At 41.6% G+C, this 13,311-nt stretch carries 16 protein-coding genes; 6 read left to right on the top strand and 10 right to left on the bottom strand.

All coding sequences use genetic code 11. The features are described from left to right. Positions 1 to 565: 565 nt before the first annotated feature. The 4 genes from G358_RS0123470 to G358_RS0123485 all read right to left on the bottom strand — a co-directional run bounded on the left by G358_RS0123470 (position 566) and on the right by G358_RS0123485 (position 5,092). Entirely contained in the window at positions 566 to 1,450 is an 885-nt protein-coding gene (locus G358_RS0123470) for an ABC transporter permease (protein ID WP_019639702.1), read from the bottom strand. Next, a complete protein-coding gene (locus G358_RS0123475) occupies positions 1,450 to 2,232 on the bottom strand; it encodes an ABC transporter ATP-binding protein (protein ID WP_019639703.1) in 783 nt (260 codons plus the stop codon). The genes G358_RS0123470 and G358_RS0123475 overlap by 1 nt, the downstream gene beginning before the upstream one ends. A gap of 22 nt (positions 2,233 to 2,254) precedes the next feature. Next, positions 2,255 to 3,268, bottom strand: a complete 1,014-nt coding sequence (locus G358_RS0123480; protein ID WP_019639704.1) for an ABC transporter substrate-binding protein — start codon at positions 3,266 to 3,268, stop codon at positions 2,255 to 2,257. 303 nt (positions 3,269 to 3,571) lie between these two features. Continuing rightward, positions 3,572 to 5,092, bottom strand: a complete 1,521-nt coding sequence (locus G358_RS0123485) for a carboxypeptidase M32 (protein ID WP_019639705.1) — start codon at positions 5,090 to 5,092, stop codon at positions 3,572 to 3,574. A 228-nt stretch (positions 5,093 to 5,320) separates the two neighbouring features. Here G358_RS0123485 and G358_RS0123490 point away from each other — a divergent pair, with 228 nt between their 5' ends. The 3 genes from G358_RS0123490 (at position 5,321) to G358_RS0123500 (ending at position 7,561) form a co-directional block, all read left to right on the top strand. After that, positions 5,321 to 5,881, top strand: a complete 561-nt coding sequence (locus G358_RS0123490; RefSeq protein ID WP_019639706.1) for a beta-class carbonic anhydrase — start codon at positions 5,321 to 5,323, stop codon at positions 5,879 to 5,881. Between the two features lie 243 nt (positions 5,882 to 6,124). Next, positions 6,125 to 6,520: a DUF2871 domain-containing protein gene (locus G358_RS0123495; RefSeq protein ID WP_019639707.1), complete on the top strand. Its 396-nt coding sequence runs from the start codon at positions 6,125 to 6,127 to the stop codon at positions 6,518 to 6,520. 159 nt (positions 6,521 to 6,679) lie between these two features. Further along, the gene (locus G358_RS0123500; protein WP_019639708.1) at positions 6,680 to 7,561 is read left to right on the top strand and encodes a DMT family transporter; all 882 of its coding nucleotides are present in this window, start codon (positions 6,680 to 6,682) and stop codon (positions 7,559 to 7,561) included. 146 nt (positions 7,562 to 7,707) lie between these two features. Here the strand turns inward: G358_RS0123500 and G358_RS0123505 are convergent, their stop codons facing one another. Beyond that, the gene (locus tag G358_RS0123505) at positions 7,708 to 7,893 is read right to left on the bottom strand and encodes a ribbon-helix-helix protein, CopG family (RefSeq protein ID WP_026342431.1); all 186 of its coding nucleotides are present in this window, start codon (positions 7,891 to 7,893) and stop codon (positions 7,708 to 7,710) included. A gap of 113 nt (positions 7,894 to 8,006) precedes the next feature. Next, complete coding sequence (locus tag G358_RS0123510) at positions 8,007 to 8,285, bottom strand: DUF6809 family protein (protein ID WP_019639710.1); 279 nt, start codon at positions 8,283 to 8,285, stop codon at positions 8,007 to 8,009. 146 nt (positions 8,286 to 8,431) lie between these two features. Here G358_RS0123510 and G358_RS32615 point away from each other — a divergent pair, with 146 nt between their 5' ends. Next, on the top strand, positions 8,432 to 8,641 hold the full coding sequence (locus tag G358_RS32615; protein ID WP_019639711.1) for a helix-turn-helix domain-containing protein: 210 nt from the start codon (positions 8,432 to 8,434) through the stop codon (positions 8,639 to 8,641). Between the two features lie 134 nt (positions 8,642 to 8,775). Here the strand turns inward: G358_RS32615 and G358_RS34640 are convergent, their stop codons facing one another. Genes G358_RS34640 through G358_RS0123525 form a run of 4 tightly spaced genes read right to left on the bottom strand, consistent with a single transcriptional unit; the run spans position 8,776 to position 12,177 of the window. Beyond that, the gene (locus tag G358_RS34640; protein WP_084662885.1) at positions 8,776 to 9,009 is read right to left on the bottom strand and encodes a toll/interleukin-1 receptor domain-containing protein; all 234 of its coding nucleotides are present in this window, start codon (positions 9,007 to 9,009) and stop codon (positions 8,776 to 8,778) included. A 7-nt stretch (positions 9,010 to 9,016) separates the two neighbouring features. After that, positions 9,017 to 11,032 (bottom strand): toll/interleukin-1 receptor domain-containing protein, encoded by a 2,016-nt coding sequence (locus G358_RS0123515; RefSeq protein ID WP_019639712.1) that lies wholly within the window; start codon positions 11,030 to 11,032, stop codon positions 9,017 to 9,019. 12 nt (positions 11,033 to 11,044) lie between these two features. Then, positions 11,045 to 11,605 (bottom strand): TIR domain-containing protein, encoded by a 561-nt coding sequence (locus tag G358_RS0123520; RefSeq protein ID WP_019639713.1) that lies wholly within the window; start codon positions 11,603 to 11,605, stop codon positions 11,045 to 11,047. A 5-nt stretch (positions 11,606 to 11,610) separates the two neighbouring features. Continuing rightward, complete coding sequence (locus G358_RS0123525; RefSeq protein WP_019639714.1) at positions 11,611 to 12,177, bottom strand: toll/interleukin-1 receptor domain-containing protein; 567 nt, start codon at positions 12,175 to 12,177, stop codon at positions 11,611 to 11,613. A 285-nt stretch (positions 12,178 to 12,462) separates the two neighbouring features. On the opposite strand from G358_RS0123525, the gene G358_RS0123530 reads away from it, so the two are divergent. Then, the gene (locus G358_RS0123530; protein ID WP_019639715.1) at positions 12,463 to 12,645 is read left to right on the top strand and encodes a hypothetical protein; all 183 of its coding nucleotides are present in this window, start codon (positions 12,463 to 12,465) and stop codon (positions 12,643 to 12,645) included. Positions 12,646 to 12,817: 172 nt separating this feature from the next. Further along, complete coding sequence (locus G358_RS34645; protein WP_084662887.1) at positions 12,818 to 13,090, top strand: DUF3991 domain-containing protein; 273 nt, start codon at positions 12,818 to 12,820, stop codon at positions 13,088 to 13,090. Positions 13,091 to 13,311 lie beyond the last annotated feature (221 nt).

Consider the following 13,311-nt stretch of genomic DNA (forward strand, 5'->3'; position numbering starts at 1 on the left):
TCAGGCCGCTACACGACCATTCTGTATGATTTTTCATACACCCACGCCACTCACTGGACCCAATCTTTAATCAATGGCAGGGTGCTACTCAAAAAAAAGACCGCCCCTTTCGAAATCCCCGCTATGTTGCAGGACAATTTCAAATTGATAGCGGCGATCGGACAATTATGAGGAAATTCGCGAGAACGCTCATAATTGAACATTATACTAGTGGATTATTGCATTAGTTTGGTCATTGCATTAGTTTGATCATCGCATTTGTTGGTTACATATATTGGTTACATTATTTCATTACATTAGTTGGTTACATTAGTTGGTTACATTAGTTGGTTACATTAGTTGGTTACATTAGTTGGTTACATTAGCAAGTTATATTAGCTGGTTTCATTATTCGTTACATTATTCCGTTACATATATTTGTTACATTAGTTCATTACATTAGTTCGATACATTAGTTCGTTACATTATTGGTTACATTAATTGATCACATTAGTTGATACACTTGTTGCTCATGGCATTAGTTTGATCATTTGTTGATCATTTCATTAGTTACTTACAAGTTATTCTAGTGTTCTTTAACCAGCTTTCTCTCAATATACACGACGAGCTGATACATCGCGGTAGCTACAAGAGCGATTATGACCAGACTGGACAACACTAACGTGAAATTAAACACCTGAAAGCCATAGACGATCAAATAGCCGAGACCGACTTTGGCCACCAGAAATTCCCCAACGATGACGCCGACCCAGGCCATTCCGACATTTACTTTAAGTGTGGAGACGATCGTCGGAAAAGATGCCGGCAGGATTGCTTTCCTGAATACATCCTGGCGGCTGCCCCCAAAGGTACGGATGACCTTCGTATAGTTGGGATCCACTTCATTGAAGCTCGTGTACACGACCAACGTCGTTACAATCACGGTAATCGAAAGTGTCGTGACGACAATGGCCGTAAATCCGGCGCCGAACAGGACGATAAAGATCGGGCCCAGCGCGACTTTGGGCATACTGTTAAACACGACCATATAAGGATCGATGACTTTGGATAGAAAAGGCGACCACCATATAATGACTGCCAGCAGTGTGCCGATAAACGTTCCTAATAAAAAGCCGACAGCGGTCTCTGATACCGTCATGGCAAGATGCGGCCATAACTCTCCGCTAACGGCATCCTTCATTATTTGCTGGGCTACCTTTGTCGGGTAGCTGAAAATAAGCACGTCGATCCATTTTAACCGGCCTGCTGCTTCCCATAGTAAGATGGCGAAAAATAAAATGAATATTTGTACGGCGATTACGCTTCTTCTTAACCTTCGTTTGGTCTGCTGATGCTGCTGCCACTTCTGGGCCAGCCAATGATCGGAATCAGCGCTGTGCATATCCCGTTGATCGCTATTCCCGGTAAATTGGATGTCTGATGCACTTCCCAGCATTTTTCCTCCCTCCATTACACTCGCTCCTTTCTTTCGGAAGCTTCAAGTTCTCCCCAAATCTCATGGAACAAAGCGTTGAATCCCGGCTTTTCTCGGGCATAAAAAGGCTGAGCCTGGCGAATGTGGACCGGAACCTCGAACGTGCTGCGGATGGTCCCCGGCCTTGCCCCAAGGACAATGACGCGATCACTAACAGCTATCGCCTCCGACAGATCATGGGTGACAAGAATTCCCGTTTTTTTCCGCTGCTTTAAGGTATCAAACACGAGATCCTCAAGCTGCAGCTTCGTCTGGTAATCAAGGGCGGAGAATGGTTCATCCAGCAGCAGCAAATCAGGGTTGGTAGCTAACGTCCTGGCGAGGGCGACACGCTGCCTCATGCCGCCTGACAATTGGTGCGGATACAAATGCGCTGTCCCGCCAAGCCCCATCCCTTCGAGAAGGTCTTGCGCCAGCTCCTCGCTCTGTTTGCTTTTGCGGTGCGTCAATTCGAGGCCAAGCAGAACATTATCTTGTATGCTGCGCCAGGGAAATAAATAATCCTGCTGCAGCATGTAACCAACTTCCGGCGTCGGACCGGTAACGAGTTTCCCATTCACCCGCACCTCGCCCCTGGAGGGGGCGATCAGCCCGGCCAGAATAGACAACAACGTCGTTTTTCCGCAGCCGCTCGGGCCTACCAGACTAATAAACTCTCCGGGTTCTACGGTAAGATTCATATTGTGCAGCGCCAGCGTCGCTTCGCGGTCCGTAACATAAGCGAGATCTACTTGATTCAATTGAACGACAGGGATCATCTCGTTACACACCCTCCTTTCTTCAAGGCACTGGGAGTGACTTTATAGCAAATTGCGCATATTTGTTGTCAACAAGTTTGTCGAACGGCACCCGTTCCTTGAGCTCTCCTGCTCCTTCCATCACATCAAGCAGATTGTTCCATGACTGCTCGTTGAATTCAGGGGTTTCGGCATACGAGCCTTGTTCCAAATAACGCTTCACCGAGCTCTCAATAATGTCCAGGTCTGTATCTTTAAAATAAGGGGAAATGACACGCGCAGTTTCTGCTGGAGAATGCTCCTGTACCCAAGCCTGTGCTCTGCGGATTGCATTGGTGAATTTTTGAACGGTCTGATCATGTTTTTGCATATAGCTTTGCTTCGTCATGAACACTGTGTAAGGAAGTCGTCCGCTCTCCGCGCCGAAGGAGGCGATGACGTGCCCTTTGCCCTCGCGCTCCAAAATCGAAGCCTGTGGCTCGAAAAGCTGTACAAATTGTCCGGTTCCCGAGGCATACGCGGCTGTAATGTTGGCAAAATCGATATTTTGGATCAGCTCGAGATCTTGATGCGGGTCGATGCCATGCTTGCGCAGCGTAAACTCTCCGGCCATTTGCGGCATGCCGCCTTTACGCTGGCCAAGGAAAACGGCTCCCCGCAGCTGGGACCAATCAAAACCGGGCAGCTCCTCTCTGGAAACGAGGAAAGTCCCGTCTGTTTGGGTCAACTGCGCAAAATTGATAACGGGGTCTTCGGCCCCTTGCTGGTACACATATATCGATGTTTCAGCGCCAACGAGGGCTACGTCGATCGCACCGGACAATAAAGCCGTCATCGTCTTGTCTCCGCCAGCTGTCGTCTGCAGTTCTACGTCCAGCCCCTCCTCTTGAAAGAAGCCTTTCTCCAATGCGACATATTGCGGCGCGTAAAAGATGGAACGGGTCACTTCCCCAATTTTTACTTGTTGTGACTGGCCGCTGCCTCCGCATCCGCCGAGTATGGCGGAAAATAATATAAGCAGGACGATCCAGGAAGCGGCAGAGCGCTTGATTAACATGCAGGTCACCTCTTTCTACTAGCAAGCTCATAATAAAGTGTATGCGAATACCTAGAAAATGGTTATGACATGCATGAAGAGGCCGTTGCTGACATCGGTTGTAACCAATGCAGTAACGGCCTTTTTTTGAGAGCTGGATTTGAAAACAGCTTTAGATTTGTTTGATTTTATTTAACTTGATTGTTGGCTTTAGATTAGTTGGGTTTAGATTAGATTAGTTTAGTATGGTTTGGTTTAGTATGGTTTGGTTTAGATTAGTTTGGTTTGATTTAATTTGTTTGCTTTGTTTCGTTTTGATTTGGTTTAGGCTATTCCGTAGATCGCTTTATACTTTTGCTCCAAATAATCAGCCAGGTAATCCGGATTCAGGTCTTCACCTGTCACCCGCTTAATTATTTCAGCAGGTTTTTGGCTCTTGCCGTATTTATAAATATTTTCCGTCAGCCATTCCTTGATTGGAACGAAGTTCCCTTCAGTAATCCACTGGTCGAACTGCGGCAGCTGCTTGCGCATTGTGTTTACGATTTGAGCCGCATACATATTGCCGAGTGCATAAGACGGGAAATATCCGAAATTGCCACCGGACCAATGCACATCCTGCAGCACGCCCATACTGTCATTCGGCGGCGTCATGCCGAGATAGGTCTTGTACTTCTCATTCCACACCTTAGGCAAATCGCTAACTGAGAGGCCTTCGTTAAACAGCTGCTTCTCAATTTCATAGCGGATAATAATATGCAGATTATACGTCAGCTCGTCGGCTTGAATCCGGATTAACGAGTTTTCTACCCGGTTCACCGCTTTATAAAATTCATCCACGGTGACATCCTTCAACTGTTCCGGAAAATGCTGCTGCAAATCGTCGTAATATCGCATCCAAAATTCATGGCTGCGCCCGATGAAATTTTCCCACAGACGGGACTGGGATTCATGAATCCCCATCGATGCCCCTTCGCCCAGCGGCGTGCCTGCCAGTTCGGGACTCACATTTTGCTCGTACAGAGCATGGCCTCCCTCATGCAGGGAACTGAACAATGCGAAAGTGACGTCGTCTTGCATGTAATGCGTCGTAATGCGGACATCCCCCTGGTTCAATGTAATTTCAAAAGGATGAACACTTTCATCGACACGCCCGGCTTCGAAATCATATCCAATTTGCTCCAGCATGAACAATCCGAATTTCTCCTGCTGGTCTTTTGCAAACAGCTGATTCATGAAGGATGCCTGCGGCTCCGAGGTAGCGCCTTTGATCGCCTCGACTAGCGGCACAAGACGATCCCGCAGCTGCCCGAATACATTATCGAGCTTCTCCACCGTCAAATCCGGTTCATACATATGGAGCAGCGTATCATAGCGGGTAGCTTTCGGCCCCCAATAATCGATAAATTCATTGGTCTTCTCTATGATTTGCGCCAAGTATGGCTCAAAGCCGGCAAAATCACTCTGCTCCTTGAAATCTTCCCACAGCGTCTCGGCGAGCGCGGTAAGCTCCGAATATTCCTGATACTTCTGAGGCGGAATTTTCACACTGCGATCGTATTCCTCCTGGGTGACAGCAACGATGCGCTGCTGCGTTTCATCCAGTTCGGCAAATACGGAGGGAGAATGCAAATACATTAGAAAATTTCCCATCTCTTCCGACGTTTGCAGCCTGAACGCTTCCGTCATTAATACGCCGATTGTCTCTGAACGGCCCTGCGCTCCTTTTTTCGGTGCTCCCGTACGAAGATCCCAGTGCATTAACCCTACAGCTTCATGATAGCTTTTAATTTTGCCTAAAAGCGATTGAAATTGTTCCCAAGTTGAAGCGGTTGTCTGATTCATATTTTTCCACCTCTATCCAGCAAATTTGAACACTACTCTTGATGATACTTTTTACACCACGTATAATCAAATTTTGAAACAATGTTTTTTCGCGGAAAGCTTGCCTTAGGGGAGATGAACCCAGAAGAAACATATCGTTTAAATGGCGTCTCGCAAAAGGGCATCCAGCGAACGCCGCATGAATCGCCCGCAAGTACAAATCCAGAGTCTAAAGGAGGACTACCCACTATGAGCCAAATCGAAACTATTTTGGAGCATAATAAGAAATTTGTAACCGACAAAGAATACGAGGCATACATTACCGACAAATTCCCGGACAAAAAAATCGCGATCGTCACTTGTATGGACACAAGACTTGTCGAGCTACTTCCCAAAGCGATGAATTTACGCAACGGTGACGCGAAAATTATTAAAAATGCCGGTGCCGTCATTTCCCAGCCTTTCGGATCGGTTATGCGGAGTTTGCTGCTCGCCATTTACGAGCTTCAAGCTGAGGAAGTGTTCATCGTCGGCCACACGGGCTGTGGCATGGCCTCATTGAACTCAGAGCATATGATTAATGAAATGAGAGAGCGCGGAATTTCAGATGACGTACTGAGCACGCTGGAGAACTCGGGAATTCGACTGAGAAAATGGCTCCGCGGCTTCAATGACGAAAAAGAAGGCATAATCCATACCGTTGGGATCGTTAAGAAACACCCGCTTCTTCCCCCGCACATCCCGGTTCACGGCATGCTGATCGACTCCATGACAGGTGAACTCGAGCTGGTCGTTGACGGAAGAGAATAAAGCACTCATTCTTAATCTGTTAATATAGTCTATTACTATAGCATCCGTGCATAAGTATGCTAAATATCGTATTTTTAAGCAGTTGTTGATCTTGGGTCGACAGCTGCTTTATTATTTACCAACTCTCAAGTGAAACGCTTCACTTTGTTAAAATTCCTTCATAATGTGTTCATATTGCGTTCATTTACCCGTGCTATACTGACCGTAAATCATAAAGAACAACTCTTAAAGGGGAGACAAATCATGAAAAAATTGTATTATACGTCCTTCTTCTATGCCATTCTCGGCCTGATCTCCGGCGTTGCCTATCGTGAGATCACCAAGCATAGCGACTTCAGCGGGCATACTGTCCTCGTTGCCCTTCATACACATATCCTGGTACTGGGCTTCCTATTCTTTATCGTGGCCCTAATTCTTGCCAAGCTGTTCCAGGTGCATGAGGCGAAGTCTTTTAGAGCCTGGTATATCGTATATAACTTGGGTCTCCTCATTTCCATCGCTACCATGGCGGTCCGCGGGATGCTGCAGATTAACGGCAGCGATATCAGCTTCCTGCCGCACATCGCCGGACTCGGCCACACCATTCTGGCCGCTGGCATCATCTGGCTGCTCGTGCTGCTGCGGAAAAGAATACAATAAGCAAGGATTAAGCGGTTGCTGGAATCAGCAGCTGCTTTTTTTTTGGTTCTTATTCAAAATGAGTAACATGGTATTATATTAAAATAGTTCCGACCAATTAGGCAGGAAGTTTATTGACAAGTCATTTCGTCAATACTTATATAAAAAAGGGGATCATATATGTTAAAAGCTTATTCGTGGTTGACTTTCTGTGTAATCGTATGGGGGAGCAATTTTGTGTTTGGGAAGATTTTAGTTCAGCACTTCTCTTCAGCTCTGTTAACCTCATTACGACTCTTGTTTATTGTACTATTTCTGGCAGGTTTAGCATTCTACAAAAAACAATTCAAACGAGTAAATAAAACAGATTTATTTTCAATTTTATTGCTAGGTATTATTGGTGTATTTATTAATCAGTGGTCTTTTTTTGTCGGTTTACAAACAGCTGACCCAACCACAGCTGCATTAATATTAGCAACAACCCCGATTTTAACCGGCTTTTTAGGAGCTGTATTTTTACGAGAAAAATTAACTCCCCGTATGCTGCTAGGTTCTATCGTAGCGGTAGTAGGTATATATTTTGTTGTAGCTAAAGGCAATTTATCATCTTTGCATCTTGACATAGGCCTCATATGGATTGTTGTAACAATGGTCACATTCGCAATCATGATTATTATGACCAGAATGCTCTCTCAAAGGGTTGACCCAATGACGATTACTTTATATTCGAACATTGTGGGATTGATCGTATCGATTCCGTTTGCTTTCACACTAGACAAGCAATTGCGAATCAGTGGTGATATTTCTGATTGGAGTCTTTTGATCGGTACCGCCATTGTTGTGCATGGAATTGCCGCACTGATTTGGAATAGCAACATTCGATATGTAGATGCCTCAAAAGCGTCTATACTATCTAATTTAGAGCCTTTTGTAGCTATGATTTTAGGATTTGTAATATTATACAAACCGATCACAGGCATAGAAATACTTGGATCGTTATTCATTGTAGGGGGAGTTGTGTTATCTACCTATCAACGGAAAATTGAAGGACCTCAACTTTGATTTTTAGGGGGAATTAGCCCATACAGCTGTTTTGTTCTTCTTGGTTTTGGTCTCTGACAATTAGAGAAATAAACTCATGAGTTACTGAAGCGCGGTCTGGAAGTCCAGTGTTTTCCGCCGCACTGATGATGTTATCTTACTGGGGTTTAGATAAAATGAAACCACATAGAGTTGTTACTTTCAATCCCTTTGCGAACAATTGCAGAACGTGACGTATTCAGCTTTTCAGCAGAAGCATCAAGCTTGCTCATCGTTTCCTCATCTACACGTATCTCAATCGTTTTCCTTTTGGGTTTGTCAAATGGAGGACGCCCCATCTTTTTAGAGGACATCTCTTTACCTCGCTTTTTTGTCCTTACAATAATTATTGTCAGGACAAAAAGTCAACGTAATTATTTTATCGTACTGGTAGCTCGTCGTACCCGCCCCCTTTAGGTTTCCCTCTCTATTTTCCCCCCTTTGTATCCAACACCTCGATCATCATTAGGGCACCGATTTTAAACCCATGGACAAATGACGCGGTAGAATGCATACAGTAAGATTTCCCATATAAATCGATGATTCCTTCAATAAATCTAAAGTCATTCTCCGAAAATCTTTTCTGACATTCTTTCATGAGGTCAGATGTTTCCTTAGCAAGTTTGCGATATTCGGGATCTTGTGGATTTATGTATGCGTCTGGCTGCAATGATCCGTTATAGATTTTTTCTATAATGATATCCATTGCCATTTCATCCCCTTATAAATAAGTAATATTTGATTGCATCCTCTATGTTTGCATGAGTTGCCTCACATCCAAAATTATACGAAAACTGCATAAAAGTCAATATGCGGTTATTGCATAAGTTAAACTTGGCTTGGGTGATAATCATGTATAAAAGAATAAGAAGTTTACGGGAAGATAAAGATTTAACTCAAACTCAATTGGCTGACTATTTAAATATTACACAGGCAACATACTCGCGGTATGAAAGTGGAAACTTAGATGTTCCCAGCCTAGTACTAATAAAGTTATCCAATTATTACAACGTAAGTATCGACTACATATTGGGTCAAACAGATAATCCGAAGCGAACATAATACTAGAGATTAAAGATCTTAGAATTGAACGAATAAATGAGGCAGTTCACTATGAACTGCCTCTCCATTTTATCTACACTATGTTACAAACTCGTTGCTCCTGCTTTTCCTTTTCAAAAGCTATTTTCAACTCATTAAGTACCATTCAGAATTAACTGAACTCGCGGATAGAACATACAAAAATGAGAACATTCTTCAATCGCTGCATGAATACTGGTATCTAATGTTTGATTTGGTTCCAGTTCGTAATTATCAACCCACAAATAAAATCCACGATTTATTAATTCAAGGGATAAAATATTCACGAATCCTCGATCACTATGCGAATGACTTATAAATATTTCCAATAAATAACACCTCGCTACCATCTATGCTTCATTGGGAAAGATTTTGAAGACCTCTAAACACAAGATAAAGAGCTTCATCTATAAATGGGGTGCTAAAAAGTTTTAAATTTTCCTCTTGCGTCAAACCATTGTTTAAATTCAAATTCACTAAAGACTCTGATATTTTATTATAGTCAATGATGTCTGGGTTTCTTTCAGAATATAAATCTAATAATTCTTTGTACCCTGCATTGTTTTCAACTTGCCAATCTTTTGTGAGTTCTCTTGGCATTGACTTATTTTGAATTGCTTTACAAACGCTTGCTGTGACACCTCCAAAACCACCCAAAAGATATAACGGCCTGTTCATCTGATTCGTAAGTATAATTTCTTCAAGTATCCCTGGCATAATTCCCTTGTAACCCGTAAGTCTTCCCCCGGCACAGATTCTAATATCACAACTATTAGCCATTATTTTTCGCATTTCCGTTAGGTTACTACTCCAAATATATAAATTCTGTGTATTGGAGGGAGGCAAAAAGGAGTCAGTACTCGGAATAAATTCTAAAACGTCATCAGATGGTGGCAACTCTATCATCCGTGCGATAGATATAAAATTTGCTTTCCAATCCTTTACTTTCTCTGAATCAGCTCTATATATGGGCCAGACAATATAGTTATTCAATTGGATTTCATTTGTCATAGCTCTTGTTTGATAAGCCAAAGATTCGTTAAAAATAAACTCTGTAAATCCATTATCGCGAAGATCGCCTCCATAAGTAATCTCCGCTCCACGAGAAATTAAATGCCTTGTCAAATCCTGAGAAAGCTGGATCAAGTGAGCTGGCGTTTGTCCAATTTCTGTGACATCTTCAATAGACGGATCTGATATAGAAATTCCGAAGTTTTTATTAGTCAGAAGGCAAAAATTTAATGATAATGGTGTTTTACACTCAATTCCAAGCTTACTCAAGAAATTTATTTCCTCAGAGTAAACAGGAGGCTCTGGATACACCAATTGTTTAAATTTACTTATTATTTCACTTTTTTCATTAACCGATAATATTTTATCTATGTCTGACACTTCAGGAGGCCGTGATAAAATTTCTGCTCTATCATCAATAAACCCAACTGCTTTATACTCTTTCAATAACAATTTAGCATAAAAATAACGTACAGTTTCTAGCAAAGTAGCACTTAATATTCTTAATAAATCTCGTTGAGTAGGCTCACCATCAAGGTTAATATGAATTCCTGGTATATTAGTTGCAAAAGGAAACCTGCGGTCTTCAAATTCTTCTAGAGAGTCAACAGCAATTATAGGTCGATCATTATCTTTTGCGCTAATAACTTCCCTTTGGCACCAATATCTAGATGAATATGAGTCAGTATGAATGGCAATTATTGTAGATTGTTTTATATGCCCAACAATTTCATCATCAAACCTGTAACCCGGGGCAATATCTGTTGCATCAAAAAAGTTCCTCATCGAGCTGTTATCAATAAAATTTTTCAATGCTTTCGCTAAAAAAATTCCATTTTCTCCATCCTTCGTATGGCTTAAAAAAAGTTTTAAAGCGTTATCTTTGCCATTAGCTATTTTCTGAAATTCCTCATTCAATGAAAAACGATAAATTTCATGAGTAATTGCAATAAAGAACAAATCGTTTAAATAGGTCTGATCAAACTCAAAAGCTCTTATAAAATTTTGGTAATCGAACATAGTATGTTTGAATGCTAGTTTATCAAGAGCAATAGGAATCAAAGTTAACTTATCTAGTCGAGTCATCTTTTTTATATACTCTGTCCAAGAATCATCGACAACTAAATCTCTACTTATAAAAATAAAAACTAAGTTTTTTTGTGATAGTTCTTCGATATCTTTTGGAATCCCTTTATGTATACATGTTCTACAATAAATAGGGAGGTTCATTGACCTTGAGAATGGTTTATTTATATCTCGAGACAATAAAGAATAGCAGTAATCAAACACAGGTTTAACTTTATCGGAATCTGACGGGTACCAAACAAAGTAAATTGAAAGCGGTGAATTAAAATCAGCCATTGCCATCTCTCCCTAATGAGTTACGCCACAGACTTTGCATTTGGCATTATACCCCATCATATCTTGTGAATTTTTTATTAAATGGTTTCTTGTGATCCTAGCATTAAATGCATCCTCTATCCATTTTCCCAGCTGCTCTGGTGAATTTGGGTACACCCAATAACGAGCATAGCAATTTTCATGCCTTAAAGACCAATTGGCTTCCAGTCTAGGCGGAAGGTGTGCCGATTCTCCCTGGCTTGGTAAAATGATCCCCATTAAACCATTTGGTGTATACTCTCCTTGTCTTAATGAAGTTTTAATTTCCCAATCAACGTAACGACGACTATGAGTACAGTTTCCTACAAGTACAATTGTAACTGTTGTATCTTGTAAGTACTTTTTCCTGATTTGTGTCATTACGTACTCGGGATTCCGGCTTTGTATGAACTCATCATTGTTATTAGCACCAAGAACATACGGAATAAATACTTTCTCCTTATTTGCAAATCTATCAATAAATGCATCTACTTCTTGACGATCTTCCCTAAAGTGTGAAATAAAAACTTTTCTTCTTGTACCTTGATAAGTCATCAAAACTACTCCTTCCAGGTTAAATAATTATCAAGAGGATGTTGAACCATACTATAAGGATTTTTTTCAATAAAATTACTTGCTGACTCAAATAATAGACTTGATTTTTTACTCAATTCATTTAAATAATTATTAAGACTCCTAGTTCCTCTAATTATTCGAGTTATTTCTAAATAAGATGGAATTGTAACAGTATCTTTTAATGTAAGTGTTGCCAGTGGTTTGTCAGCCTTTTTTCCGAACCCTATTTCATAGGGAACCCACCATGACCCCACCGTTTTCTCGGAAACAATACAGCAAACATTTGTGGATACGGATAATCCGTTTTCAATATTTTTAGTAATTGCAATCGGATCACCTTGAGATACTGCGTGCTGAAGACTTTCATCATAAATGTCTAAATAGATATCAAAACCTGCATTCTGAATATATTCTCCAATTTTCTTTACCGTATTTCTATCTTCACTGGTATAAGACAGAAAAATGCAAACTTGCGACTTTTGTGCCGATGCATAAAAACTTTTATTCACAGATTCATAGATTGATGGATTTGCTAGATTCTTTCCAATCAAAAATATTCTCCTCCCCAAAGATTACTTTTTTTGACCAAATATCGACGATGCTCAATGAACTTCGGTTTTCTCTTTTTTGCAGATACAGACAATCACTTCTACCATCAGCTTTTACAGGATAAAACTTGACCCTTCAACGATCAATTGATGACTCTAGAACTATACCAAAGAACTACATGCAGTGACACATTTCTACACCAATGGTCCCAATTCCTTCCAAACATACGTTTCAGTTTCTAAAATTTATGTAATTCTCAAAATCAATTTTGAAGTGGGTGGTGCAAGATGTCGAGAAGTTTAACGTTTGCTTCTAAGGGACAAATAGGACTGGCCAAGAATGTATCTCTCATTGAACTCGCCAAATCTCATGGCTTCATACTCGAAAATGGCGGTCGCCGTGCACTTCATGCGAAGCAGAGCGGCGGCCTTTACTTTTTTCGGGACAGCAATAAGTACTACCATTTTTAACAGATACTCACGGTGGTTCCATTGATTTTGTGATGCAATTCTTCCGTAAGAATTTTAAAGATGCAGCAGCCTTTTTGTTGAAAATGGACACTCCACACCATCCCCCCTCTCCTTACGCTCTAAAGCCTCCCGGTAGCTTGAACTCCCGAATAAAGCACCAAACTATAGGCGAATAGCCAGGTATTTAACCCATTTTCGAGGAATTGATTCGAAAATCGTGTCTTGCCTCATGCAAGAAAAAAAACTTTATCAACAAGATAAGACTGGAAATTGCGTCTTTGTTGGATATGACCTGGACGGAATAGCCAAGTATTGCTCTCTTCGCGGATCCAACTCGGATCACCCTTTCAAACAGGATCTAGGCATTCGGACAAAAGTTTTCCTTTCCATATCACTGGAACCAGAAACAAGGTCTATGTATGTGAAAGCCCTATTGATACCATGAGCCATGCGACGCTAGCGAAACTGAATGACCAAGACTGGAAGATCACCGAATATCACTGGGTTGCTTGTCAGACAAAGCATTGGACGCTTCCTACTACCTCACAATATCAATGACATTGCTTTTTAATTGGAAACGACTATTACGCTACTTATCATGATGGCAGACCTGCCCCGAACCGGGGACAAGCGGCCGCTTTATCATTTGCTCAGAAATATGCGGCA

It is taken from the genome of Paenibacillus fonticola DSM 21315 (genome assembly GCF_000381905.1).
GTDB classification, from domain to species: Bacteria; Bacillota; Bacilli; order Paenibacillales; family Paenibacillaceae; genus Fontibacillus; species Fontibacillus fonticola.